Origin of the sequence: Frigoribacterium sp. VKM Ac-2859 (assembly GCF_013204925.1) — a bacterium.
In the GTDB taxonomy this organism is placed as follows: domain Bacteria; phylum Actinomycetota; class Actinomycetes; order Actinomycetales; family Microbacteriaceae; genus Frigoribacterium.
The window spans coordinates 1,357,195-1,381,430 of the sequence record NZ_JABMLC010000002.1 but is presented as its reverse complement, the minus strand read 5'-3'; the positions used below and the strand labels follow the sequence as shown (position 1 = coordinate 1,381,430).

At 72.3% G+C, this 24,236-nt stretch carries 31 protein-coding genes and 1 tRNA gene; 11 read left to right on the top strand and 21 right to left on the bottom strand.

Annotated features, from left to right (window positions below; all coding sequences use genetic code 11):
• Positions 1-49 precede the first annotated feature (49 nt).
• Positions 50-1,069, top strand: a complete 1,020-nt coding sequence (locus tag HQQ78_RS14420) for a DUF418 domain-containing protein (protein ID WP_173154327.1) — start codon at positions 50-52, stop codon at positions 1,067-1,069.
• A gap of 25 nt (positions 1,070-1,094) precedes the next feature.
• On the opposite strand, the gene HQQ78_RS14415 is transcribed toward HQQ78_RS14420, so the two are convergent.
• Entirely contained in the window at positions 1,095-1,379 is a 285-nt protein-coding gene (locus tag HQQ78_RS14415; RefSeq protein WP_056044422.1) for a hypothetical protein, read from the bottom strand.
• 178 nt (positions 1,380-1,557) lie between these two features.
• Here HQQ78_RS14415 and glsA point away from each other — a divergent pair, with 178 nt between their 5' ends.
• Entirely contained in the window at positions 1,558-2,496 is a 939-nt protein-coding gene (gene glsA / locus HQQ78_RS14410; protein ID WP_123571000.1) for a glutaminase A, read from the top strand.
• A gap of 72 nt (positions 2,497-2,568) precedes the next feature.
• Here the strand turns inward: glsA and HQQ78_RS14405 are convergent, their stop codons facing one another.
• From HQQ78_RS14405 to HQQ78_RS14340, 14 genes are all read right to left on the bottom strand, one after another.
• On the bottom strand, positions 2,569-3,024 hold the full coding sequence (locus tag HQQ78_RS14405; protein ID WP_056044418.1) for an SRPBCC family protein: 456 nt from the start codon (positions 3,022-3,024) through the stop codon (positions 2,569-2,571).
• Between the two features lie 313 nt (positions 3,025-3,337).
• Positions 3,338-3,793, bottom strand: coding sequence for an Hsp20/alpha crystallin family protein (locus HQQ78_RS14400; protein WP_056044415.1), 456 nt, complete (start codon positions 3,791-3,793; stop codon positions 3,338-3,340).
• A gap of 126 nt (positions 3,794-3,919) precedes the next feature.
• Entirely contained in the window at positions 3,920-4,462 is a 543-nt protein-coding gene (locus tag HQQ78_RS14395) for a hypothetical protein (RefSeq protein ID WP_173154325.1), read from the bottom strand.
• Positions 4,463-4,503: 41 nt separating this feature from the next.
• Complete coding sequence (locus HQQ78_RS14390) at positions 4,504-5,130, bottom strand: hypothetical protein (RefSeq protein ID WP_173154322.1); 627 nt, start codon at positions 5,128-5,130, stop codon at positions 4,504-4,506.
• Positions 5,131-5,149: 19 nt separating this feature from the next.
• Complete coding sequence (locus tag HQQ78_RS14385) at positions 5,150-5,485, bottom strand: hypothetical protein (protein ID WP_173154319.1); 336 nt, start codon at positions 5,483-5,485, stop codon at positions 5,150-5,152.
• 118 nt (positions 5,486-5,603) lie between these two features.
• Entirely contained in the window at positions 5,604-5,903 is a 300-nt protein-coding gene (locus tag HQQ78_RS14380) for a hypothetical protein (protein WP_173154316.1), read from the bottom strand.
• On the bottom strand, positions 5,900-8,218 hold the full coding sequence (locus HQQ78_RS14375) for a TNT domain-containing protein (protein WP_173154313.1): 2,319 nt from the start codon (positions 8,216-8,218) through the stop codon (positions 5,900-5,902). Before HQQ78_RS14375 ends, HQQ78_RS14380 begins: the two co-directional genes overlap by 4 nt.
• Complete coding sequence (locus HQQ78_RS14370; RefSeq protein ID WP_173154305.1) at positions 8,215-8,607, bottom strand: DUF6507 family protein; 393 nt, start codon at positions 8,605-8,607, stop codon at positions 8,215-8,217. The genes HQQ78_RS14375 and HQQ78_RS14370 overlap by 4 nt, the downstream gene beginning before the upstream one ends.
• A complete protein-coding gene (locus HQQ78_RS14365) occupies positions 8,604-9,011 on the bottom strand; it encodes a hypothetical protein (protein WP_173154303.1) in 408 nt (135 codons plus the stop codon). The genes HQQ78_RS14370 and HQQ78_RS14365 overlap by 4 nt, the downstream gene beginning before the upstream one ends.
• Positions 9,001-10,134 carry a DUF6177 family protein gene (locus HQQ78_RS14360; RefSeq protein WP_173154301.1) on the bottom strand — a complete coding sequence of 378 codons (1,134 nt, stop codon included), beginning with the start codon at positions 10,132-10,134 and terminating at the stop codon, positions 9,001-9,003. The genes HQQ78_RS14365 and HQQ78_RS14360 overlap by 11 nt, the downstream gene beginning before the upstream one ends.
• Before the next feature lie 165 nt (positions 10,135-10,299).
• A tRNA-Gly gene (locus HQQ78_RS14355) sits at positions 10,300-10,370 on the bottom strand.
• Between the two features lie 166 nt (positions 10,371-10,536).
• Positions 10,537-11,049 carry a hypothetical protein gene (locus tag HQQ78_RS14350; RefSeq protein WP_173154299.1) on the bottom strand — a complete coding sequence of 171 codons (513 nt, stop codon included), beginning with the start codon at positions 11,047-11,049 and terminating at the stop codon, positions 10,537-10,539.
• Positions 11,046-11,783 carry an Asp23/Gls24 family envelope stress response protein gene (locus HQQ78_RS14345; protein ID WP_173154296.1) on the bottom strand — a complete coding sequence of 246 codons (738 nt, stop codon included), beginning with the start codon at positions 11,781-11,783 and terminating at the stop codon, positions 11,046-11,048. The genes HQQ78_RS14350 and HQQ78_RS14345 overlap by 4 nt, the downstream gene beginning before the upstream one ends.
• Positions 11,780-12,334, bottom strand: coding sequence for an RNA polymerase sigma factor (locus HQQ78_RS14340; protein WP_056044391.1), 555 nt, complete (start codon positions 12,332-12,334; stop codon positions 11,780-11,782). The genes HQQ78_RS14345 and HQQ78_RS14340 overlap by 4 nt, the downstream gene beginning before the upstream one ends.
• A gap of 257 nt (positions 12,335-12,591) precedes the next feature.
• On the opposite strand from HQQ78_RS14340, the gene HQQ78_RS14335 reads away from it, so the two are divergent.
• Genes HQQ78_RS14335 through HQQ78_RS14315 form a run of 5 tightly spaced genes read left to right on the top strand, consistent with a single transcriptional unit; the run spans position 12,592 to position 14,783 of the window.
• Complete coding sequence (locus HQQ78_RS14335) at positions 12,592-13,026, top strand: Asp23/Gls24 family envelope stress response protein (RefSeq protein WP_173154293.1); 435 nt, start codon at positions 12,592-12,594, stop codon at positions 13,024-13,026.
• Positions 13,023-13,214 (top strand): DUF2273 domain-containing protein, encoded by a 192-nt coding sequence (locus HQQ78_RS14330; protein ID WP_123571013.1) that lies wholly within the window; start codon positions 13,023-13,025, stop codon positions 13,212-13,214. The genes HQQ78_RS14335 and HQQ78_RS14330 overlap by 4 nt, the downstream gene beginning before the upstream one ends.
• Entirely contained in the window at positions 13,211-13,594 is a 384-nt protein-coding gene (locus tag HQQ78_RS14325; RefSeq protein ID WP_173154290.1) for a hypothetical protein, read from the top strand. The genes HQQ78_RS14330 and HQQ78_RS14325 overlap by 4 nt, the downstream gene beginning before the upstream one ends.
• Positions 13,591-14,181 (top strand): DUF6286 domain-containing protein, encoded by a 591-nt coding sequence (locus HQQ78_RS14320; RefSeq protein WP_173154287.1) that lies wholly within the window; start codon positions 13,591-13,593, stop codon positions 14,179-14,181. The genes HQQ78_RS14325 and HQQ78_RS14320 overlap by 4 nt, the downstream gene beginning before the upstream one ends.
• Positions 14,178-14,783, top strand: a complete 606-nt coding sequence (locus tag HQQ78_RS14315) for a hypothetical protein (RefSeq protein ID WP_173154284.1) — start codon at positions 14,178-14,180, stop codon at positions 14,781-14,783. The genes HQQ78_RS14320 and HQQ78_RS14315 overlap by 4 nt, the downstream gene beginning before the upstream one ends.
• Before the next feature lie 71 nt (positions 14,784-14,854).
• Here HQQ78_RS14315 and HQQ78_RS14310 read toward each other — a convergent pair whose 3' ends face one another.
• A complete protein-coding gene (locus HQQ78_RS14310; protein ID WP_123571017.1) occupies positions 14,855-15,835 on the bottom strand; it encodes an NAD(P)H-quinone oxidoreductase in 981 nt (326 codons plus the stop codon).
• 49 nt (positions 15,836-15,884) lie between these two features.
• Between HQQ78_RS14310 and dcd the strand changes: the two genes are divergently transcribed.
• Positions 15,885-16,472, top strand: a complete 588-nt coding sequence (dcd, locus tag HQQ78_RS14305; RefSeq protein WP_056044378.1) for a dCTP deaminase — start codon at positions 15,885-15,887, stop codon at positions 16,470-16,472.
• Between the two features lie 369 nt (positions 16,473-16,841).
• On the opposite strand, the gene HQQ78_RS16500 is transcribed toward dcd, so the two are convergent.
• On the bottom strand, positions 16,842-17,957 hold the full coding sequence (locus HQQ78_RS16500) for an AraC family transcriptional regulator (RefSeq protein ID WP_173154281.1): 1,116 nt from the start codon (positions 17,955-17,957) through the stop codon (positions 16,842-16,844).
• A gap of 177 nt (positions 17,958-18,134) precedes the next feature.
• Between HQQ78_RS16500 and HQQ78_RS14295 the strand changes: the two genes are divergently transcribed.
• Positions 18,135-19,172 carry an aldo/keto reductase gene (locus HQQ78_RS14295; RefSeq protein ID WP_056044374.1) on the top strand — a complete coding sequence of 346 codons (1,038 nt, stop codon included), beginning with the start codon at positions 18,135-18,137 and terminating at the stop codon, positions 19,170-19,172.
• Between the two features lie 311 nt (positions 19,173-19,483).
• Here HQQ78_RS14295 and HQQ78_RS14290 read toward each other — a convergent pair whose 3' ends face one another.
• On the bottom strand, positions 19,484-20,329 hold the full coding sequence (locus HQQ78_RS14290) for a tryptophan-rich sensory protein (RefSeq protein ID WP_173154278.1): 846 nt from the start codon (positions 20,327-20,329) through the stop codon (positions 19,484-19,486).
• A gap of 115 nt (positions 20,330-20,444) precedes the next feature.
• Positions 20,445-20,906: a DUF3817 domain-containing protein gene (locus tag HQQ78_RS14285; RefSeq protein ID WP_371740421.1), complete on the bottom strand. Its 462-nt coding sequence runs from the start codon at positions 20,904-20,906 to the stop codon at positions 20,445-20,447.
• 215 nt (positions 20,907-21,121) lie between these two features.
• Between HQQ78_RS14285 and HQQ78_RS14280 the strand changes: the two genes are divergently transcribed.
• Positions 21,122-21,799: an SDR family NAD(P)-dependent oxidoreductase gene (locus HQQ78_RS14280; protein WP_173154273.1), complete on the top strand. Its 678-nt coding sequence runs from the start codon at positions 21,122-21,124 to the stop codon at positions 21,797-21,799.
• 49 nt (positions 21,800-21,848) lie between these two features.
• Here HQQ78_RS14280 and HQQ78_RS14275 read toward each other — a convergent pair whose 3' ends face one another.
• Positions 21,849-22,775, bottom strand: a complete 927-nt coding sequence (locus HQQ78_RS14275) for an oxidoreductase (protein WP_371740422.1) — start codon at positions 22,773-22,775, stop codon at positions 21,849-21,851.
• Positions 22,772-23,350 (bottom strand): molybdopterin-dependent oxidoreductase, encoded by a 579-nt coding sequence (locus HQQ78_RS14270; protein ID WP_056044367.1) that lies wholly within the window; start codon positions 23,348-23,350, stop codon positions 22,772-22,774. Before HQQ78_RS14270 ends, HQQ78_RS14275 begins: the two co-directional genes overlap by 4 nt.
• A 175-nt stretch (positions 23,351-23,525) precedes the next feature.
• Here HQQ78_RS14270 and HQQ78_RS14265 point away from each other — a divergent pair, with 175 nt between their 5' ends.
• Entirely contained in the window at positions 23,526-24,146 is a 621-nt protein-coding gene (locus HQQ78_RS14265) for a superoxide dismutase (protein WP_055976080.1), read from the top strand.
• The last annotated feature ends 90 nt before the right edge of the window (positions 24,147-24,236 follow it).

The window sequence follows — 24,236 nt, the reverse complement described above, 5'->3', positions numbered from 1 at the left end:
CATCACCACGGGGGACGACCGGGAGGCGCGGGTCGGCTTGGCTGGGCACATGACCTCCGCTGCGCCCGCCGTCGACTCCCCACCCACCACCGGCACCCGCTGGAGGTTCGTCGACTCGCTGCGCGGCTTCGCGCTGTTCGGCATCCTGCTGGTCAACACGCTCGACATCACCCGCCTCGGCATCGACCTGGCGATCGAGAACGCCGGCCCGGTCGACGACCCGGCGCGCGACCTGCTGTACCTCACGGTGCAGACCCGGTTCGTGCCGATCTTCGTGTTCCTCTTCGGCATGAGCCTCTGGTTCGTGCTCGCCGGTGCCCGGGCGCGCGCTCCCCGGCCCGGACTCGTCATGGTGCGCCGCCTGGTCGGGCTCGTCGCGATCGGCGGGCTGCTCATGCTCGTCTACCCCGGCAACGTGCTCCTCGAGTACGGCGTCGTCGGCCTCGTGGTGCTGCCGATCGTCGTCTTCGCCCCGCGCTGGGCGACCCTGACCCTCGGTGCCGCGCTGACCGTCGCGGCCTACGCCCTGACCGGTGGCGGCCTCGCCTCGACCCCCGGCCTCATGCTGCTCGGTGCCGCAGCCGCGGCGTACGGTCTGCCCCGCGTGCTCGAGTCGGCCGGGCGCGGCGTGGTGCTCGTCTTCGCCGCGGCCGCGGTGCTCACGGTGCCGGCCCTGCTCTGGCAGGCCACGACCCCGGGCGACCCGCGCTTCTCGACGCCGGGCGGCATCGCCGGGCTGGTCATGGCCGTCGCCTACGCCACCGCCCTCGCCCTGCTCTGGCGCACCCCCGCCCGCCGCGTCGTCGCCGCCGTGTTCGAGCCGCTGGGCCGCATGGCGCTGACCAACTACGTCGTCGCGGCGATCGTCGTGGCAGGTCTCGCCCTCGTGGTCGACTTCGGACACCTGACGAGCGTCGTCCCGGGGCTGGCGATCAGCGTCGCCCTGATCGCCGTGCAGTCCGTGCTGAGCCGCCTCTGGCTCGCCCGGTTCGTCTACGGCCCGGTCGAGTGGGCCTGGCGGAGCGTCGCCTGGTGGCGGCCGGCCGCGCTGGTGCGCCGGGCGTCCTGACCGACGGGAGCCGCGCCTCCTCGGGTCAGCGACGGTTCCAGGAGGCCCGCACGACGGTGTCGAGGGCGCTCGAGAGGTCGGTGCACCAGAGGCGGCGACCGGGGGTCGCGGCGAGGGTGAGCTCGTAGCCCGCCTCGGTCTGGGCGACCGATCCGATGACCACCGGGGCTCCGCGCTCCGACCGCCGCACGTCGACGATGCGCCAGCGGCCACGGCCGATCACGTCGAGCCTCAGGTCGAGGGCACTGGCGAGCGGGCCCCGTCCCGGCCAGGCCGTGCCCGACCGGCGTCCCCCACCGTCGTTCAGCATGGTCGCCCCTTCTCGCGGGCCGCCCCGATGCGACCCGACGAGGTGCACGTTAGACACGCGACCTGACAACGGGAGGGGTTGACTCCGAGGGCCCGGCGTGATCCTTGTACCCCACCCCGGGCCCCCGTTGCCTCCTGCAGGCCCGGACGCACGGGCCACGGCCTGTCAGGGTGGAACGATGCCGTCCCCCATCCCGTCGTCCGACGCCGCGTCCCTGGAGGCCCTGCGCGCCTCCGTCCTCCCGACCCGAGGAGGCGCGGTGGACGACAGCATCCCCCAGCTCGCCGAGGCCGACCCCGAGCTTTTCGGGGTCGCCGTGGTGCGGTCCACCGGCGAGGTGGTCGCGTCCGGCGACTCGGGCCACGCGTTCTCGATCCAGTCGGCGGTGAAGCCGTTCCTCTTCGCGCTCGCCCTCGCCGACACCGGCGGAGCGGCCCTCGACGCGGTCGGCATCGAGCCGACCGGCGAGGCGTTCGACGCGATCAAGCTCGAGGGCGGCACCGGCCGACCGCCGAACCCGATGGTCAACGCCGGAGCCCTGCTCACGGCCGCCCTGGTCGACGGCGACACCTGCGACGCCCGCACGACGCGCATCCTGGCGGGCCTCGGGGCCTTCGCGGGGCGCGAGCTCGACTACGACCGCGAGGTCAGCGAGTCCGAGCAGCTGCACGGCGACCGCAACCACGCGCTGGCCCACCTGATGCGGTCCGAGGGCAGCCTCGAGCACACGGCCGACGACGCGGTCGCTCTGTACGCCCGGGCCTGCTCGGTACTGGTCGACAGCGAGGCGCTGGCCGTGATGGGCGCGACGCTCGCGTTCGGCGGCCGGAACCCGGTGACGGGCGAACAGGTCGTGGACGCCCGCGTCGCCCGTGACGTGGTGTCGGTCATGGCGACCTGCGGCGTCTACGACGGGTCGGGCCGCTGGATGCGCGGCGTCGGGGTGCCCGCGAAGTCGAGCGTCTCGGGGGCGATCGTCCTGTCCGCGCCGAACCGGCTGGGTGCGGCGGTGTTCAGCCCGCCCATCGACGAGCAGGGGACGAGCGTCCGCGGTGCCGAGTGGAGCCGCCGACTGAGCGAGGAGCACGGGCTGCACTCGTTCGGCTTCGGCGGCTGACGCGGACGAGGCCCCCGGTGGGCGTCCTGCGAACAGGAGCCGACCGGGGGCCTCGTCGGGTGGAGCCGGGACTCAGGCCTGGACGTCTCCGCGCCAGGCGCCGTCGACGTTGCCCTCGCGCTCGATGAACTCCTTGAAGTTCTTGAGGTCCTTCTTGATGGCGTGGTTGTCGGCGCCGAGCGTGTTGCCGACCTTCTCGAGGAAGCCCTCGGGGGTCCAGTCGATCTGCACCGTGAGGCGCGTCACGTCGTCGCTCAGCTTGTGGAACGTGATGACGCCGGCGTGGTCGACCTCGCCGCCCGTGCTGTTCCAGGCGACGCGCTCGTCGGGGTGCTGCTCGGTGATCTCGGCCTCGAAGGTCTTCTCGACCGGTCCGACCTTGACCTTCCACACCGTGAGGGTGGGGGTGGTCTGGGTGATGGACTCGACCTCGTCGAGGAACTTCGGGAACGACTCGAACTGGGTCCACTGGTTGTAGGCGACGCTGACGGGGACGTTGACGTCGATGGTCTCGATGGCCTGTGCCATGGTGCACTCCTTGCTGACGGTGTTCAGAATTGTCGGGCGACGCCGTGTCGGCGTCGTGCCCTGCCGTGAACGGTAGGAGGCGCGGGTCGGCTTCGCCCACGTGCGGAGGCAACGGTCAGGTGCCGGGTGACACGGCCGACCGGGGCACCGCACAGTACTCGCGTGCCGGCCCGGTGTGTGCACGCCCGCGACCGACGGCGGAGCGGTCGAGCGCCGGCGTCGCCGGAACGGGGACCACCCCGCCACGACGGATCGTGACGGGGTGGTGGGGCCGACGGCGTGGCCGGGGTCGACGACCAGACCGCCTGAGGGGTCAGCTCGTCGTGTCGCGGGCCGGCGACGCGTCGATCGCGTCGACGGTCTCGTGCGCCTGGCCCGAGACGACCTCGATCTTGCGCGGCTTCGCCCTCTCGCTGACCGGGATGACCAGCGACAGCACGCCGTTGTCGTAGTGGGCCGTGATGCGGCTCGAATCGATGCCCTCGCCCACGCTGAACTGGCGGAGGTACGAGCCGTGCGGCCGCTCCTGCGCGAGCCACTTGACGCCGTCACGGGTGTCGGGCGTGCGGTTGGCCCGGATGGTCAGCAGCTGACCGTCGACGTCGACGTCGACCGACCCCGGATCGATGCCCGGCATGTCGGCGTTGAGCACGTAGCGGTCGCCGTCGCGATAGAGGTCGACCGGCATGACCCTGGGCCCCTGTCGCATGCCCGTGAGAGCCCCGGTGAGGCGGTCGAGCTCGGTGAAAGGATCGAAAGACATGGCCATGATGAAGAGTCCCCTTTCGGTTGATCGGTGTGACCCGGGACCCCGTGGCCCCGGCTCGTTGACGACACGAATGTACCTCTGACCAGCGTTTCGTACCTCAAACCCAGCTTGAACGCCGCCGAGAGATCACTGAGGACGCTGTGCCTGCCGTCGGGCGGCCAGCTCGGCATCGATCTCTTCGATGCGGGCCAGGTTGCCCAGCAACCGGAGGAAGTCGGCTGCGGCTGCCTCGACGTGGTCGTAGGTGCGGATGCTCTGTTCCTCGACGAGGCCTCGCTCGTCGAGGAAGTAGGTGCTCCACACCTCGTCCCGTCGAGCGAGGACGAGCGCGAAGGGCTTCTGCGTCGAGGCGTCCCCGATGACGGCATTCAGGTGGCCGAGTCCGCCGGCGTCGACCTGGGTTCGGAGGGCGGCCAGGGTGCGCGCGACCAGCGCGTCGCGGGCCAGGATCTCCTGGCGGAGCTTCTTGATGCGGATCTCGCTGCGCAGCAACGCGAGAAAGTCCTCGCATGCCGCGTTCTCGTCCGCGTACGTGCGGACGCTCTGCTCCTCGACGAGACCTCGCTCGTCCCGGAAGAAGGTGTTCCACGCCTCGTCCCGCTGGGCGACGACCAAGGCGTACGGGAGGGGCCTGCACGCGTCGCCGATGACGGAGGGGAATCGGTCCAATCCCTCCGCCTCGATCTTTGCAGGCAGCGACGCGAGGTCGGTCATCGCGGTCCCCGGTCGGTCGCGTCCGAGGCCTCATCGGGCTCGCCGCGCGTTCGGCGCTCGATCACGGCGTCCAGCCGGGCGATCTCGGCGAGGTTCTGCAGCTTGTCGAGGAACACCGCGGTGGCGGCATCCCGGTCGGGGTGGAGTCGCACGGTCCTCTTCAGGACGACGCCACGCTCGTCCCGCAGGAAGGTCGTCCACGTCCCGTCCTGGTGGGCGATGACCTGAGCGTCCGGGATCTGCGACGCCCCATCTCCGATGACACCTCCGAGTTCGTCGAGCCCCCGCCTGGCCACTTCTGCCCGGAGCGCGTCCAAGCCCTCGTCGTCGACCGGCCCTCGGCTCGTCCGATCGCGTTCGACGCGCTCGAGGTCGCGCTCCCGTTGCAGGTCGCGGAGGAGCTTATTCAGCCGGAGCAGGACGAGGAAGTCCTCCAGGGCCTCGGACTCGCTCGGGTAGGTCCGCACGCTCCCGTCGACGACCGCCGCGCGCTCGTCGGTGGAAAAGGTCACCCAGGCATCGTCGCGTCGGGTGACGACGAGGCAGTCCGTCCTGTTCGCGGGGTCACCGTCGATGACATGCGCCAGGTCGTCGAGTCCCTCTGCCGCCATGACGGCGCGCACCGAATCGATCGTCGCCATGTCAGGCCTTCCCCGGTCGGTCGTCTCGTGACGCCTGCCACGTCTCGTGGGCGAGCCTGTTCTTCTCCCTGATGCGCGACATGAGCGCATCCTCGTCGGCCCTCAGCCTCATGAGACGCAGGAAGTCGTCCAGAGCGTCGGAGAGTTCCTCGTACGTGCGAACGCTGGTCTCCTCGACACCGGCACGTTCATTGGTCGAAAACGATGTCCAGACGCCGTCCCGTCGGGTCAGGACCAGGGCGTCCGCCGAGCTGGCGTGATCATCACCGATCACGTAGGCGAACCTGTCGAGCCCCTCGGCCTCGATCGTGGCGACCGTTTCTTGGAGCGCCCTCATGAGTTGATCCTCCCCGTGTAGTCGCCGTCGATGACGTGGTCGTAACGAAGGAGGACTTCATCCCTGAGGACGGCCAGGGTCTCGTCAAGCGTCGGCACGACACCCTCGCGGTCGGCAATCAGTCATCGGGATCTGCGCCTGCATCGAGGAGGGCCCGCAGTTCCTCCAACCGGGCGAGGTTCTGTAACTGGAACATGAACTCCGTCACGGCAGAGCGCTCATCCGGATGCTCGACGAGCGTCAGCTCTTCGACCAGACCTCGTTCGTCGCGCAAGAACGTCACCCACACCCCGTCGATCTGCCCGATCACCTGCGCGCCCGGGAGGTGTAACGACGTGTCACCGATCAGAAAGTTCAGATGACCGAAACCGGCCGCTTCCACTTCTGCTCGGAGTCCGTTCACATCAGTCGCGCTCATGTTGCCTTTCCGATTTCCTCGATGAGACCGATGTCCATCAAGTCTTGGACGCTCATGGGTAGGAGGATCTGCTCTCCGCCGCCTGGCAAGCCGAACGCACGAGCAATCGGCCCTTGCCGAGCATGCATCCGATCCCAGGTCATCTTGTGCCTGATCATCGATCGATCGAAGATTTCTTGGCGGAGCGCAGAACTACGGTCGTACGCGCCTCGGATGTCCCCGAGGTCCCCCGTCGTCCGGTAGACGTGTTCGAGCCCCTCGTCCCGCACCCAAGGTGTGGCCCGCTGCTCATGCGTGTAAGGCACCCCGTCATGAGGAACGGGTGAAACGAAGACACCCTTCGGTGACCCCGCTCGATCCAGGAGAGTGCCCGCCGGAAGGTGTGGGTTCTCGTCGATGATGGACGCGCCGCTTTCGTTCAGCGCGAAGCCCTTCTCGGGAATGCCATCCCAGTCGACGAGACCGTCCTCGCCGAGGAAGCTGGCGTCAGCGGGAACCCGCTTGTCTTCCGGCCACTTACCTTCGTCCCGGAACACCGCACCCGCCTTGGGGTCCATCACGTCCAGGTAGTCGGCCAGCTGGTTACGGGTCATCGAGCTCCCGTCGATGATCGAGGTGAGGTCCCTCGTCCCCGTGGCGTCGGTGATCGGACCCGTCGGGGCGTCCTTGACCGGGGCCGGCTGAGTGGGGGCGTCGCCGCCCGAGCCACCCGTTCCGGCATCGCCGTCGGCGTGACCGGGCTGGTCGGCCGCGGGGGCGTCGTCGGCGTGACCCGCGCCTCCTGCGTCCTCACGGACCGGCGGGGCCGACGCGTCGTCACGGACCGGCGGGGCGGACGCGTCGTCACGGACCGGCGGGGCCGACGCGTCGTCGCGGACGGGCGGGGCCGACGTCTCGTCACGGACCGGCGGGGCGGACGCGTCGTCACGGACGGGCGGGGCGGACGCGTCGTCGCGGACGGGCGGGGCGGACGCGTCGTCACCACGGACCGGGCCGGGCGTCGTGTCGGGGCCGTCGACGCGCGTGGGCGGTGGCGCGAGACCGTCGGCGCGGACGCCGACGACGTCGTCGAGGCGGGTGAGTTGCTCGTCGAACCGCGAGGGCGCGGCGTCCGGCCCGCGACCGGCCGAGCCGTGCCCTCCGGTCAGGAGACGCGTGGTCTCCGACATGGCGTTCAGGGCGTGACCCGCGTGCGTCAGGCCGATCCGCGACAGGGAACCCTCGGGGGCACGGAGCGCAGCTCGTTCCGCGGCGCCGCCGAGCCGTGCGAGGCCCGTCGCCGCCTTCGTCCCGCCGACGGCTGCGCCTCCGACCGGGACGAAGAACGAGGCCACACCGAGGGTGGCGTAGGTGCCGGCCGCGACCGGGTCCTCGTCGTACATCTCGGGCGTGCCCACGATGCCCTGCGTGACGCCCTCGATCGTGGTGCGGTACCAGTCGACGGCCGGCTGGGCGGCCGCCGGCACCGTACCGGGAGGTGCGTACGCCAGCGCGATCGTCGCCGGACTCGTGATCGCGATGGCCCCGAGCCCCTGGAGCAGGCCGCCCCAGGCCTTGAGGCCGAACTCCTTGGTGACGCCCGTGCCGCGCTGGATGTCCCAACCCACCAGGGCACCGGCGCCGTAGGCCGCCTCGGCGATGAACATGCCGAGACCCGTGCCCATCGACTCGGAACAGGTCTTGTGCGGGTCGCCCGGGGCGCCGTAGGGCAGGTCCTTCATCGAGTCGAGCTGCTCGGCCGACAGGCCGACCTGCTCGGGGAAGCACATCGGGTCGGTGCGCAACGCGTTGATGCCGTTCTCGCACTCGGCTCGGGCCGCGTCGATCTTGGCGACCTCGGCGTTCACCTCGCCGAGCAACTCGTCGTTGCGGTTGCGCGAGGGGATGTGGTCGTACCACTCGACCGTGGTCTCGTCGGGCCCGCTCGAGATGTACGAGTTGTAGCTCTCAGTGCTGTAGGTGACGCCGCCGGACACCTCGGCGGTGAAGGCCTCGGCCTCGGTGACGAGCTCCTTGAGCCGGGCGACGGGCGCGGCGACGGCCGTGGCGAGGTCGTCGAGCAACGTCGCGACCTGGCCGAACGTGTCACCGAGGGTCTGCGTGCTCGTGCCGACCGGGTCCATGGCGACGAACAACTGCTCGGCCTCGGGCGCCGCGTAGACGCCCGACAGCCCGGACCAGGAGGTGACGACGCCCGCACCCTTCTCGGCGATGGCGGTCGCCGTGCTGCGGAAGGTGGCGGCGGACGTCGAGATCGCCGCCGGGTCGATGGTGACGCCGGGGATCGCACCGGGGACGATCAGCGAGGGGCTCATCGGGGCACCCTCGGGGTCGAGACGGGCGGGATGCCGGCGGCGCTCTGCTCGCTCGCCAGAGCGGGTGCCTCGGCGGCCGCCGTCACGGCGGCGGATTGAGCGTTCGCCGCCATCTCCTCGTCGCCCGCGACGTAGGCGATGGTCGCCTCGGCGGCACCGGTGCCGCACGACTCGATGCGGTTCACGACCGACGTGAGGGTCGTCGCCTCGGACTCGATCAGCCCCAGCACCGCGTTGGCCACGCCCACGAGGAGGTCGCCGACACCGCCGCTCAGCTCTTCGTGACCGGTCTCCAGGCCTCCGGCCGCGGTGCCGAGGTCACCGGCCGAGACCTGGACCTCGGCGAGGACCGACTGCACCCCGCTGGGCGAGATCGACCACGAACTCATGAGCGTGCCCCTTCGTCGGTCGTCGCGGGCGCAGCCGTCGCGGGCGCAGCCGTCGCGGGCCTCGGCCCACCCGGGACCGCCTCGACCACGACGCGCCCCCCGGTGTTGCGGACGAGCGCCTGCACGACCGCGTCGGACACCGGGTCGGTCCCCGGCGCGTAGGCCTCGGTCAGCCAGCTGCCCGCCTCGACGTCGACCCCGAGCAGGACGGAGGCGTCGGCCGGGTCCTCGACGTAGGTGCTGCGCACGATCGCCAGCACGAGCCCGTCGTCGGTCGCGATCTGCAGCCCGCCGCCGTTCCAGAGCTTGCCCAGCCCGAGGTACGGGTCGATCTCGGCGGCTGCGCGGGCACCGTCGACGGCGGTCACGGGCTCGGGCGTCACCACGGTGTACTCACGAGGCACGGTGCACCCCCGGCGGGGTCATCGCGGCGAGGATCTCGTCGGCGCCGACGACCTCGACCGCGTCGGCGAAGCGGTGCCAACGGGCTGCGGCCGCGGCACCGTCGACAGCACCAGCATCAGCACCGACCTCGGCGTCACCGGCCGGCCCCTCGTCGAACGACACGAGCACCGACGGCGTCCGCGACGACCCGAGCACCCGTCCGCCGACCCGACGGACCAGGCCCTCGACGTCCAGCTGCATGCCCCGCACGCTCCGCGCCCCGACGACGGCGGCGAGCGGTTGCGGTGCGACCCGGTCGTGGGCCGACACCGTCCCGTCGGCCCGGCCGGACATCGACCACGCCGTGGCCAGGAGGACCTGCTGTCGACCGGCCACGTCGGCGAGCGCGTCCGCGACGACGCCCGGCGCGACGGCTCCGGTCACGACGATGCGGGTCTCCTCGATCACCCCGTCGTCGCTACGGGCGACGCGCACCCAGCCCCGGCACCTCGGCCCGGAGGCGTCACCGCCGGCCACGTGGAACCGCGTCTCGGAGGGCATGCGGCTGCGCGCGGCGGCCGTGAAGAAGTCCCGGTCCCAGGCCGTCGTGGCCGGTTCGGTCGTCCCCCACAGGGTGCGCGTGCCGGGCGCGAGCGCCTCGACGAGTCGTTCGAGCGTTCCGCCGAGTCGGGCCTCGGCCCGCGCCCGGTGGTGGGTGACGACGGCGAGCTGCGTCCACGGGACGGCGTCGGGGTCGACGGTGCGTCCCTCGTCGAGCCGGACCGACGACGGCGCCTCGTCCTGCGGCAGGGGGTAGCCGTCCTCGGTCACCCCGAGGCCGTGGGCCGGTGAGCGCACCGGCTCGAGCGTGACCGCCCGACGCAGCGAACCGTCGGAGGCGCGGGTCAGCCAGACCCCGCCGAGCACGTCGAGCAGGTGGAACAGCGAGTACGTGAGCCGCGATGCGGGATCGGTGACGAGGGCGACGCGGGTACCCGGCCCGGCACAGTCGACGAAGAGGGCCGAGAGGCCGCTGGACACCCCGACGACGGGCTTGCTCGACCGCGACTCGACCCAGCCGGGCCCGTGCGTGTCGAGCATCGGGTGCAGCAACGAGACGGTCGTCGTGGCATCGTCGGTCATGGCTTCCCCCCGGTAGCGGCGACGACCATCGTACGGGGGCGGCGCTCCCGGCCGCCGTCGGCCGAACGCCCCACGAGCCCGTACCCCGATGACGTGGGAAGAGACCTGACGGCGGTGGTGACCAGGCCGTCAGCCCGGCCGTCACGTCATCTCAGAGAAGAAGAGAGCGAGTGACGGGAATCGAACCCGCGCTATCAGCTTGGGAAGCTGAAGTTCTACCATTGAACTACACTCGCGCGGCGCCTCGGAGGCGCGTCAGACCACTATAGCGGCCCGCGCCTCCCGTGCTCCCTCCGCCCTGCCGAGCGTGTGGCACCGCCGAACGGACATCGCACCGCCGAGTTCCGCGGTGCGACGTCCAGCAGGCGGTGCGACTCCGCGCACCACCGGCAGGAGGCGCGCTCAGCCTCCCGTCGCGACCGAGACGATGCGCAGGTCGACCGATGCCGGCGGAACGGGCTCCCCGCTCACGCGGTCGAGCAGCGCCTGGGCGACCGCACGGGCCACGAGCGGGCCGGAGCCGCTCTCGTCGACCGCGATGTCGAGGGTGATGCGGGTCTCGAGGTCGGCCACGGCGATGCCGACGAGGGGCACGGGTCGGCCGGGGGCGGCGGCCTCGGCGGAGGCCGGGTCGGCGCGCTCGGCGTCGGGGATGTCGGAGGCGGGAACGCCCGGGTCGACCGACGTGGCTCCGGCGATCGAGGCGTCGCTCTGCACGGTCGAGCCCACGACCCCTCCGCCACCGACGACGGCGCTCAACCCCTGGAGGGCCGAGCGGACGACGCTGCCGAATCCGGGCCGGGCCCGGACGTGCACGACGCCGTCGACCGACGCCGCGATCTCGCCGAGCTCGGCGGCGAGCAGGGACAGGTCGGCCGGGCTGATCGGGGCCCGCAGGCCGTCGTCGTCGCTCACGCCGCGCCTCCTTCGCTCTGCAGGTGGACGTCGTCGACGACCACGTCGACGCTCTCGAGGGTCAGTTCGGTCTGACGGGACAGGCTCGACGACACCGCCGACTTGACCGCCTCGGCGAGCGCGGGCAGCGGTTCGCCGAACAGGCCGCTGACGACGACCTCGACCCGGACGAGCGCACCGGGCACGCTGACGTCGCCGTGGATCGTGCACGAGATGACCATGGCTCCGTCGACGCCGTCGCCCGCCTCGCGGATGAGTGACCTCACGGCGCCCTCGGTGATGTGCAGGGTGGAACGCTCGTCGATCGAGGCGAGCGGGATCTGCCTCCCGGCCCGCGACTCGAGGCGCACGCGGTCCATCACGCCCGAGATCCAGCTCGGGTCCGGTGCGGGGCTCGCCGCGGCGTCGGACTCGAGCAGTCGGGCCCCCATCGCCCGGAGGCGTTCGAGGGCGGCGAGCTGGGCCCGGGCCTCGGGTGACTCCTCGATCTCGGGGTCGTAGGGCTGCCGACCGGCGTCGAGGTAGTCGACGAGACGCTCGGGCGAGACCCCGTCCTCGGCACCGTCGACGAGCTCGTCGGGCGACGGGCCGGCGTCGCCCGGCGCAGCCGGGGCGACGGGCGCAGCCGGGTCGACGGGCCCACCCGGGTCGACGGACCCGCCCAGGTCGACGGGCACGTCGGGCGGGGTCGGGTCTTCGTGGGCGTGGTCGGTGCCGTGAGGACGGTCACTCATCGCCAGGCCTCCATCTCGCGGGTCAGGGTCTCTCGTGCCCGGGCCAGTTGCCCCCGGACCGCGGTCACGGTGGTGCCGGTCCGTTCGGCGATCTCGGTGTACGACTCGCCACCGACCTCACGCAGCGCCCACACCTGCCGTTGGCTGGCCGGGAGCCGCGCGAGCGCCGCACGCAGCGCCTCCATGGCGTCGTTCGACGACGCCCGGCGTTCCGGATCGGTCGTGGGCGTGGCCGCCGGCAGCTCGAGGTCGTCGACGTCGTCGGTGAGGCGGCGCGACCGGATCAGGTCGAAGGCCTTGCGCGACACGATGCGCATCATCCAGCCCTTGACCGCCGCGGGCGTCTGCAGCGTCGGGAGTTCGCGCCAGATCGTGATGGACGCCTCCTGCACCGCGTCGGTCGCGTCGGCTCGTGAACCGGTGAGTCGGGTGGCGTACGCCGTCATCAGCCCCAGATGGCGTCGGAGCAACACCTCGAAGGCCCGCTCGTCACCCTCGGCGGCACGCGACGCGAGCACGGCGTCGGTGGCCTCGGTCAGGTCCGCCGCCATGTCCGCCTCCTCTGCTGCTGCGTCCGCCCGGGCCCTCGGGACGAGGAGGCGCGGGTCACGACCCGTGGACGAGTCACGACCCCTGGATGAATGGTGACGCATTCCGTGACGTTCGGGCCACGGAAGGCGTCTCATCCCTGGATACACCGGAATCGGTGCGCGCGGGAGACCGTGACCGGACCCGTCGGCGGCGCGTCCGGTAAGACCGAAGGGCGACGCGGACCCGTCGCACATCGTCCGATCAGAAGGAGACACCGATGGCCACCACCGACGAGACCCCGACGAGCACCGTCCCGAGAGGCACCGTCGGGGTGCCCGGCAGGACGGTGGTCGCCGACGGCGTCGTCGCCACGATCGCCGGCATCGCCGCCCGCGAGGTGCCCGGCGTCTTCGCCCTCGGTGGCGGCACCGCGCGGGCGTTCGGCGCCCTGCGGGACGTGATCGGCACGACCGACCTCGGTCAGGGCGTGCGCGTCGAGGTCGGCGAGACCCAGGTCGCCGCCGACGTCACGATCGTCGTCGGGTACCCGGCCCCCCTGCACACGGTGGCCGGACAGGTGCGCGCCGCGGTGGCCGGGGCGATCGAGCAGCTCGTCGGCATGGAGGTCGCCGAGGTGAACGTCGCGATCGTCGACGTCCACATCCCCGGCGACGACGACGTCGACGCCACCAGCGAGAGCCGCGTCTCGTGACCGCCACCACCACGGGCATGGCCGTCGGCGCCGTGCTCGCCGTCTCGGCCCTGGCCTTCGGGTTCTGGGGCTTCGTGCTCGTCGCGGTCTTCATCGCCGTCGGCGCGCTCGTCGGGCGCATCGTCTCGGGCAGGACCGACGTGGCCGGGCTGCTGGACGCCCTGCGCGGACGGCGCTCGTCGTCATGACCACCGCCGGCACGGATCTCGCCGAGACGGGACGCGTCGTCGCGGGGCACGTCGTCGCGGGGCACGTCGGCATCCCCGCCAAGGTGCTGCAGAAGGTGGCGGTGGCCGTCGTCGCCGAGACCCTCCACGTGCGTCGGGCGGACGTCCGCGTCCTGGCCGAGGACGACGCCGGTCGCCTCGCCCTGCGCGTCTCGACGCCGGTCCGCGTCCCGATGCTCTCGGAGGCCGCGACCATGCCCGAGGGCGGGGTCGTCGCCGTCGTCCGAGACCTCCAGTCCACCCTGACCCGTCGGCTCTCCGAACTCGCGGGGCGCACCGTGTCCCGCGTCGACGTCACCGTCAGCGGCAGCCGCACCGACCGGACGGGGCGCACCTCGTGAGCGGGATCGACCCCGGCCTCCACCGCCGCGTCCTCCGACGCGAGCAGCACTCCTCGCGCTCGGGCAGCGCGGTCGTCGTGCTCGTGCTGCTCACGCTCGTCGTCGGGTACGTCGGCGTGGAGGCCGTCTACGCCGCGCTCGGTCGACGGGCCCTGCTCTTCTCCCCGGTCGACGTCCTCGCGACGCTGACGTCGTCGGTCGACGGCGGCGGCACCTCGGGCCTCGTGCTCGGCGCCGGCGTCGTCGCGGCGGTCGTGGGCCTCGTCCTGATCGGCCTCGCCGTGACGCCCGGCCGTCGCGGACGCCACACCGTCGACGACGACCGCGTGGCGGTGGTCGTCGACGACCGGGTCATCGCGTCCTCGCTCGCCCGGGCCGCCCGTGTCTCGGGGCGCCTCACGGACCAGCAGGTCTCGGCGTGGGTGTCCCGTCGTCGGGCCCAGATCGACCTGACGCCCGCGTCCGGCCTCGCGGTCGACGAGCAGTCGGTCGAGGCCGCCACCCGTTCCGAACTCGAGTCGGTCGCCTACCGGCCCGAGCTCACGGCTCGCGTCCGCACGACCGACACGGGGAGGGTCGGCGCATGACCTCGAGCAACCGGTTCGCGAACCGCCTCCTCCTGTTCGTCGTCGGCCTCGTCGCCCTGGCCGTCGGGGCGTTCCTCGTGATCGTCGCCCTGCCCGGCGGCGGCGTCCTGCGCGACCTGCTGTCGCCCGCGTCCTCGGCCCTCGACGACGCCGTGGCAGCGACGCCGATCGACCCGTCCAGTGCGACGGGCGGCAGCTGGCTGCCGGTGGCCCTCGCCCTGCTCTGCCTGTTGCTCGTCATCGTCTTCGTCGTCGCGATCCCCGGCCACGGGCACGGTCGCACCGACAGCGTCGTCGTCCAGGACGACCCGGCCGGCTCGATCGCCGTGTCGAGCTCGTTCGCCGACACCGCGATCACCGACACGCTCCGCGACCGCCGCGACGTGGCCTCGGTGGGCGTCTCGGCGTGGACGGTCGCAGGTCGGCCCGCCCTCAAGGTGCGGGTGCGGCTGACCGCGGGATCGTCCCCGGCACCCGTGGTCGCGGCGGCGTCCGACGTCGCCCGCGGGCTCGACCGCGTGCTGGGCGAGACGGTGCCCGTGCTCGTCGAGATCACCGGCGCCTCGGCCGTGCGCAAGGGGGCCGACAGCCGCGTGTCCTGACGACCCGCGCCTCCTCGGCTCCGCGACCGGCGCCTCCTCGGCTCCGCGACCCGCGCCTCCTCGGCTCGGCCTCAGCGAACGGCGAGGAGGATCTTGCCGCTGTGCCCGCCGGACTCCATGCGCTTGTGGGCCGTGGCGACGAACTCGAGCGGGTAGACGCTGTCGAGCACCGGTCGCACCGACCCGGCCTCGACCAGCGGCCAGACGTGCTCGCGCACCTCGGCCATGATCGCGCGGCGTTCGTCGAGGGGGCGGGCGCGCAGCGTGGTGGCCCAGACCCGACCGCGCTTGGCCATCAGGCGCGACAGGTCGATCGTGGCCGACGGGCCGCCCTGCACGGCGATCACCATGATCCGACCGTTCACGGCGAGCGCCTCGACGTCGCGGGCGATGTAGTCGCCACCGACCAGGTCGAGAACGACGTCGACGCCGCGGCCCTCGGTCAGCTCGTCGACGACCGCGACGAAGTCCTCGGTCTTGTAGTCGATGCCGCGCGCGGCGCCGAGCTGTTCGCAGAACGACGTCTTGTCGGCCGTCCCGGCGGTGGCGTAGACGGTCGAGCCGAGCGCGACGGCCATCTGGATGGCGATCGAGCCGACGCCGCTGGCGCCACCGTGCACGAGCAGGGTCTCGCCCGGCTTCAGCCCGGCGCTCATGAAGACGTTCGACCAGACGGTCGCGACGGCCTCGGGCAGGCCCGCCGCCTCGACGAGGTCGACGCCGCGCGGCAGGGGCAGCACAAGGCCCTCGTCGACCTGCACGCGGTCGGCGTAACCACCGCCCGGCAGCAGGGCCACGACGTAGTCGCCGACGGCCGCGGCGGTGACGTGCTCGCCGGTCGCGACGACGGTGCCGCTGACCTCGAGCCCGGGCCAGCCGGGCGCCCCGGCGGGCGACGGGTAGTGCCCCTCCCGCTGGTTGACGTCGGCGCGGTTGACGCCTGCGGCGGCGACGTCGATCACGACCTCGCGGGGGCCGGGCACCGGCTCGGCGACCTCGGAGACGACGAGGGCGGAGGGCCCTCCGGGCACGGGGACGGTGATGGCACGCATGCGTCCATCCTCCCCCCGTGGCCCGGCACGCGCTGACTAGTCTTGTCGCGTGCTGCTCTCCGACCGCGACATCAAGCTCGAACTCGACGCCGGCCGCATCGGCCTCGACCCCTACGACCCGACGCTGATCCAGCCGTCGAGCATCGACGTGCGGCTCGACCGGTTGTTCCGGCTCTTCGACAACCACAAGTACCCGTTCATCGACCCGGCCGAGGACCAGCCCGAGCTGACCCGCCTGGTCGAGGCGAAGGCCGACGAGCCGTTCATCCTGCACCCGGGCGAGTTCGTGCTGGGCAGCACCTACGAGTTCGTCACCCTGCCCGACGACGTCGCGGCCCGCCTCGAGGGCAAGAGCTCGCTCGGGCGCCTCGGCCTGCTGACCCACTCGACCGCGGGCTTCATCGACCCCGGCTTCGGCGGGCACGTCACGCTCGAGCTGTCGAACGTCGCCACCCTGCCGATCAAGCTCTGGCCCGGCATGAAGATCGGCCAACTCTGCTTCTTCAAGCTCAGCTCGCCCGCCGAGCACCCGTACGGCTCGTCCGAGTACGGCTCGCGCTACCAGGGCCAGCGTGGTCCGACCGCCAGCCGGTCCTTCCAGGGCTTCGTGCACACGGACGTCTCCGCCCGCGACTGACCGCTGCGCGCTCGCGACCGATCGCGGTGCGTTCGCGCCGCGCTGGCCCCGCGTCGGCGCCGCGCATTCGCGCCGCGCTCGCCCCGCGCTTGCCCCGCGCTCGTCGAGAACGCAGGAGGCGCGGGCCGCGTCCCCGACGGACGCCCCCTCCGGAGACGAGAAAGGGGTGCGGAAGGAACCCGACTCCCTCCGCACCCCGGCGACACGAGAGAAACCCGACGTCGATCTCGTGCGCTGTGACTCGCGGTCCTGAACCTTTCACCGCGAGGCCATTTCATTCTGCGGCTCTCCGCTCCTCGGGCAAACCCGGCATTATCCGAAAAACGAAATGAAAGCTCAGGTTGCGAAGCGGTGGCGAAAAGTCACCCGTCACCCCTCGAGGGTGTCGCGGGGTGACCGCCCGAACTCGGCCGTGTACTGGGCCGCGAAGCGGCCCGCGTGGGCGAAACCCCAGCTGAGCGCCACGCCCGCGACCGTGTGGCCGAGGGTCGGATCGGCCATGACGAGGTCCCCGTGCGCGCCGCGCAACCGCGCCCGCCGCAGTTCGGCCATGGGCGTCGAGTCGAGGTGGCGACGGAACGCCAGCTGCAGGGCGCGAGGGGTCACCCGAGCCGCCTCGGCGATCTCGACGACGCCGATGTCGTCGTGGGCGTGCTGCTCGATGTAGTCGCGAGCCCGACGCACGGTCGACGGCAGCGGCGAGAGGCCGTCGGCACCGCCGACGCCGACCACGTTCGTCTCGAAGGCCTCGAGGTAGGCGGCCACGAGCGACCGGAACGCCGAGCCCCGCACCAGCTGGCTGGCCATGGCGGCGTCGTTGCGGATGACGTGCTCGTGCACGTGCCGGACGAGGTCGGACCAGTAGCGGCCGAGCGAGGGCGAGACCGCCTCGGCCGCGGTCGACCGGAGCCCCCCGGGGGCGGTGAGCCGCATGGCCTCCAGCTCGCGTTCGACGGCGCTGCGGTCGAGCATCACCTGCCCGAGCACCAGGTCGTACGACAGCATGACCTTGGCGTCGTGCGACGGGAACGAGAACGGTGCGCCCGGCTCGACCCTGAGCTCGTGGTCGCGGGTCCGCAGCGACAACCGGCCGGCCATCACGCCGCCGGCGACGAGGAACCCGGTCGGATCGCTCTCGGACAGCAGGCGTCCCCGCCGGTACTCGAAGCGACAGAGGGCGAAGCGCGTGTCGCCGGACACGGCGCGACTGTAGGTGAAGGGCTCGGGGCCCTCGCCTTCGAGGCGCGTGATCTTGTAGTTCTTGCGGATCAGCGCGTGCGCGACCTCGCGATCCGTGGTCGAGACGCTGCGGACCCGCGGGTCGACGAGCGCCTCGAAGGTCTGCGCCCTGGGGGGCGCCGCGGTCGGATCGGTGGTGGTGGTGGTGTCGGTCGGCGCGGTGTGCGTCGGCGCGGTGTTCGTGGGCGTGGTGCGGAGTGCAGCTGATCCGGCGACTGGTGAGGCCGCCTGCGGTGTGGACGTCACGGTCGTTCCCCTCGGGTGGGACGGTGATCCGGGGTGGTTGGTCCCGGGTGGTCCTCCCGACGTCGGTGTCGAGTGGCCTACCCGAGAGTATCCACCTGACGAACTGGGCGCGCGCCGCATCCGGTGCGTAAGGCGCCTCCTGGTCGGGTGCCACACGCACCCGCGTAGCGTCGGGTCATGGACTACAGAACCCTCGGAAACAGTGGAGCCTCGGTGTCGGAGCTGACACTCGGCACCATGACCTTCGGCGCCGAAGCCGACGAACCGACCTCGCACGCCATCCTCGACGCCTTCGTGGCCGGAGGCGGCACGCTCGTCGACACCGCCGACGTCTACAGCGCCGGCACCAGCGAGACCATCATCGGACGGTGGCTGGCGAGCCACCCCACGGACGCCGACCAGGTCGTGCTCGCGACCAAGGGACGCTTCCCCATGGGTGACGGGCCCAACGACGTCGGCCTGTCGCGTCGTCACCTCGCGAAGGCCCTCGACGCCTCGTTGACCCGGCTCGGCGTGGAGCACGTCGACCTCTACCAGATGCACGCCTGGGACCACCTCACCCCCATCGACGAGACGCTGAGGTTCCTCGACGACGCGATCAGCGCGGGCAAGATCGGCTACTACGGCTTCTCGAACTACCTCGGGTGGCAGGTGACCAAGGCCGTCGGCCGGGCCGAGGCCCTCGGGTTCGCCCCGCCCGTCACGCTGCAGCCGCAGTACAACCTGCTCGTCCGCGACATCGAGCACGAGGTCGTCCCGGCCTCGCTCGACGCCGGCATCGGCCTGCTGCCCTGGTCGCCGCTGGCCGGCGGCTGGTTGAGCGGCAAGTACGTCCGCGACCAGGCGCCCACCGGTGCCACCCGCCTCGGCGAGGACCCGAAACGCGGCATGGAGGCCTGGGAGGCGCGCAACGCGGACGAGCGCACCTGGACCGTCCTCGACGCGGTCACCTCGATCGCGTCGGCGCACGACGCCTCGGCCTCGCAGGTCGCCCTGGCCTGGCTGCTCCGGCAGCCCGCGGTCACCTCGGTGATCCTCGGCGCCCGCACGGTCGAGCAGCTGGACGACAACCTGGGTTCGTCGGCCCTGGCCGCGGCCCTCACCGACGACGAGGTGGCCCGGCTCACCTCGGCGAGCGCACCCCGGGTCGACGACTACCCCTACGGCACGGCGGGCGTCGCCCAGCGCGACCGGAAGATCACCGGCGGCCGCTGACCAGGAGGCGCGGCGCGCCTCCTGCGGGCACCGCGCCTCCTGCAGTCCCCGCTCCTCCCCCACGCTGCTCATCCCGCACGACACCGCGAGATGGTCACCGCGCCAGGTTTTCCCTTGGCGCCGTGACCATCTCGCGGTGCTGTGCGGTAAAGCGGCACGCGTGACCCAGCATCCCGCCACGAAGCAAACGTCCCGCCACGCAATCCTGTGGCGGGACGTTTACTTCGTGGCGGCGTGCCCGGGGCCCGGGGGCGGGGCGGTGCCGTGCGGGGCGGTGCCGTGCGGGGCGGTGCGGGCGGTGCGGCCGGGGCTCAGCGCTGCAGCGAGGCGGTGGCGCCGACCCGACCGCGCGCGACCCGCACGGCGATCGTGACGACCAGCACGACGGCGGCGGCGACGATGGCGGCCACCCCGGCGACGACGTTCTCGGGTTCGCCGGTCAGGCGGCCGACCGCGATCCAGGCGAGTCCCCACGAGAGCGACAGGGCGGGAGCGAGGCGGCCACGCCCGGCGAAGGCCAGCACGACGCCGACGAGTGCGGCCACGGCGAGCACCACCGACGACCAGAACCCGGCCGCGAAGCCGAAGCCGTCGAAGCCCGCGTCGACCAGGCCGGCGGCGATGTTGGCGACCGTCGCGACGCTGACCCAGCCGAGGTAGAGGCCGAGGGTGCCGTCGGTGACGACTGCGTCGACCCACCCGCTCGACGCGGTGTGGAACAGGATGACGAAGATGCGCGCGAGCACCAGCAGCAGCGCGACGATCACGACGGCGCCCAGCCAGACGCTGCCGAGCTGCACGGCGGCGAACAGCCAGGCGGCGTTGAGCAGCAGCGAGGCCGCGACCCAGTAGCCGAGCCGACGGTGTCGGGTCACGGCGCGCTGACCGGGCAGGGCCTGGTAGATCGCGTAGGCGACGAGGCCGAGGTAGATGACGCTCCAGATGCTGAAGGCCGTGGTCGCCGGGGCGACCGTCGTGGCCGTCGCGCTGAGGGCCCCGCCCGCCGCGTCGGACACCGAGACGCCGCCGAACGCGCCCGATCCGTAGGCGGCCAGCACGATCGCGAGGACCGCGGTCACGACCACGACGATCTGGCGGACGACGTCACGCGACGTCGCGGTCTCGGCAGGGGGTCGGGTGCTCGTGTCGGTGCTCATGAGGGGGACGCTAGTCGTGCCCGCGGGTCGATCTCTTAGTTGCTAAGAGGATTGTCAGGGAAGGGGCGGCGAGGGAGGGGCGGCACAGCCCAGGAGGCGCGGAGCGCTCGGGCGGTCAGCCCACCTGCACGGGCGGTCCCGCGATCAGCAGCACCACGAAGACGACGACCACGGCGACGACCAGCAGCACGAGGGCGAGGACGAGGTGCCCGAGCATCCAGCGCAACAGGCGGTCGAGGGGGCGTCGGTCGCGCGGGTCGTCGGTCGCCGTGCGGCGCCAGGCACCGGCGAGGAGGCTGCGGCGGTCGATCCAGCGCTCGACGGGCAACGAGGCGAACGGCACGACGGCGCTGGCGAGGGCGGCCAGGGTCACCCCGCCCGACCAGCGCTGGTTCACTGCGACGACGACGCCCGCGACGAGGTACGCGAGGAACACGAAGCCGTGGATCGGCCCGGCCACGCTGACCGGCCAGTCGCCGACCCCCACCGCGTACTTGAGGATCATGCCCGCGATGAGCAGCGACCAGGTCACCACCTCGGCGACGGCGAACGAGCGGAAGAGGGTGCGAGGCGACACGAGCTGCTCCTGGTGAGGGGCCGACGGGGACGCGTCCATGCTCGCAGCCCCCTGCTGAGCGCCGGCCCTGCCCGATCGCCCCGGTGACTCGGCCACGCGGCCCTGCCCGCTCTACGCGGCCACCCGGCGACCCGGCCACGCGGCCACGCGGCCACGCGGCCCGCGTACCCCTCCGGCTGGGTGCCGGCCCGCGCCTCCTCGGTTGGATGGGTCCCATGACGACACTCGCGATCATCGGTGCAGGCAAGGGGCTCGGCGCTGCCGTGGCCCGACGATTCGGCGCGGAGGGCTTCAGCGTGGCCCTCATCTCCCGCCACCAGGGCAGGCTCGACGCCCTCGCGGCCGAACTCGAGGCCGACGGCGTCACGGCCCGGGGCTTCACCGCCGACGTGCGCGACCCGGCGAGCATCGCCGCCGCGCTCGAGCAGGCGACCGAGCAGCTCGGACCGATCCAGGTGATGCAGTACAGCCCGCTGCCGCAGAAGGACTTCATGCGTCCCGTGCTCGAGACCATGCCCGCCGACTTGGTCGGTCCGGTCGAGTTCTCGATCTACGGACCGGTCGCGGCCGTGCACCAGGTGCTTCCCGGCATGCGGTTCCTGCCCGACGGTGGCGGCACGATCCTCTTCGTCAACGGCGGCTCGGCCGTCACGCCCGGCGCGAAGGTGACGGGCACCTCCATCGCCTTCGCCGGGCTGACCGCCTACGCGCAACTGCTCCACGACGAGCTCGCCGGCGAGGGCATCCACGTCGGTCAGCTGATCATCCCCGGCGGCATCGAGCCCGAGAGCAGCGACAAGAGCCCGGAGGCGCTGGCCGAGTTGCTCTGGCAGCAGCACGTCACGCGTGGCGACTTCCGCACCACGGCGCCCGAGAAGGGCACGCCCGCCTGACGCCGACGTTCGGGTGGGTCCTGGTACCTCCGCCGGACGCCGGGCGGCCTCAGACGCCGCCGAAGCGCTCGGTGCGGACGCGGGTCGGCGCGTGCCCGAGCTCGACCAGCCAGCCGGCGACGACCGCCACGAACGAGTTCGCCCCGCAGACGTAGACCAACGGATGCTCGGACGCGGGCAGCACGAGCCGCTCGAGTTCGTCGCGGGTGAGTCGGCCCACCGGCCGAGCGTGCCCCTCGGGAGCGGTGCGGCTGAAGACCCAGTCGACCACGAGGGGCACCCGAGGCCCGGTCTCTTCGCGAGCCGAGGAGGCGCGCACGGCCTCGTCCAACTCGCCGACGTACCACCGCGAACCCGGGTCGCGCACCGAGGCGAGCAGACGCATCGGGGGTGCGTCCCGGCCTCGGGCCCGCACCATCGCCATCAGCGGTGCGACGCCCGACCCCCCACCGATCAACTGCACGGGGGCAGCCGTCGGCGGGGTCGCCCCCTCGGGCTCGGGCAGCACCGCGTGGACGGCCGAGTCGGGCTCGAACTCGGTCGGCGGCCAGACGAACCAGCCGCCGATCGGGCCGCGCACCTCGATCGGATCGCCGGGTTCGGCCGCGTCGACCAGGTAGGGCGAGACCTCGCCGTCGTCCAGGCGCTCGACGGTGACCTCGATCTGCGGGACCGGGCCCGCGCCTCCTGCGCCCCGCCCGCCGTCGGGGCCACCGGAGGCCCTGACGTCGCTCAGCGAGTACGACCGCACGGCCGTGTACCCGTCGTCCGCGGTCAGCCGCAGGTCGACGTGCTGGCCGGCTCGCGCGGGCCGGAGGCCGGGCACCGCGAGGGTCAGCGACCGGGCCCGCGACGTCTGCGCGACCGACGACACGATCGTGGCGGGCAGCCAGGCGTACGGATCACCCTCAGGGTCGAGCCCGGCGACCCCGCCGACCCCGGGGTCGGGAAGGGGGTCGGGAACGGGGTCGCTCACGCGTACCGTTCTTCCTTCCACGGGTCGCCGTGCGGGTGGTAGCCCATGCTCTCCCAGAAGCCGCGGCGGTCGGTGGCCATGGTCTGGATGCCCTGCAGCCACTTCGCGCTCTTCCAGAAGTAGAGGCCGGGCACGAAGAGGCGCGCGGGCCCGCCGTGTTCGGCGTGCAGCGGCTGGCCCTCGTAGGTGTCGACCACCCAGGCCTTGCCCCCGAGCAGCTCGCCGAGCGGCAGGTTGGTCGTGTACCCGCCGTGGCTGGTCGCCATCGCGAACTCGTGCGTGGTCTCGAGGCCGTCGAAGAGGGTGTCGAGCGAGACGCCCCGCCAGTGGGTGCCGAGCTTCGACCAGCTCGTGACGCAGTGGATGTCGGTCTCGATCGCCTCGTGCGGCAGAGCCTGGAAGTCGGCCCAGGTGAGGGAGCGCTGCCCGGTCTCGGTGGCGACCTGGAGCTCCCACCGCTTGATGTTCGGCGTGGGGCCGGCCGACAGGACCGGGAACCCGCTCTCGAGGTACTGCCCCGGGGGCAGTCGCGGGTCGGCCGCGCGTCGCCTGCCGAAGCCGGTGAATCCTGCCATGGTGCGCCTCCTCGGGGTGGAGCGGGGTCGTTCGCGGGTGCGTCGTACGCCCGTCAGCCTACGCACGACCCCCGACGGCGCCGGGCCCCGAGGCTGCGTCCGCGCTGGGAGAACGTTGACCCCGGCATGGGTGGAGGTCGTACGGTGGATGCAGGTCAATTCGAAAGGACCCCACATGGCTGAGTACACCCTGCCCGATCTGCCCTACGACTACTCCGCTCTGGCGCCGCACATCAGCGCGAAGATCATGGAGCTGCACCACTCCAAGCACCACAACACGTACGTCACCGGCGCGAACACGGCCAACGCCGCCCTCGCCGAGGCCCGCTCGACGGGTGACCTGGCGAACGTCAACAAGCTCGAGAAGGACCTCGCCTTCAACCTCGGTGGCCACGTCAACCACTCGATCTTCTGGACGAACCTCACCCCCGAGACCAGCGAGCCCACCGGCGACCTGCTCGAGGCCATCGGCCGCGACTTCGGCGACCTCGAGAAGTTCAAGGCCCACTTCACCGCCACCGCGCTCGGCGTGCAGGGCTCGGGTTGGTCCGTGCTCGCGTACGACGTGCTCGGCCAGCGCCTCAGCGTCTTCCAGCTCTTCGACCAGCAGGGCAACGTGCCGTTCGGCCTCGTCCCCCTGCTGATGCTCGACGTGTGGGAGCACGCCTACTACCTCGACTACCAGAACGTGCGCGCCGACTACGTCAAGGCCTTCTGGAACATCGTCAACTGGAGCAACGTCGAGGCCCGCCTCGCCGCCGCGACGACCAAGACCGACGGTCTGATCACGCTCTAGTCCCTCCCGGCACCACCACGCCGACGGCGCGTCCCCACCGGGGGCGCGCCGTCGCCGCGTCCCCGGGGCCCAACGGCTCGTCCCCACCCC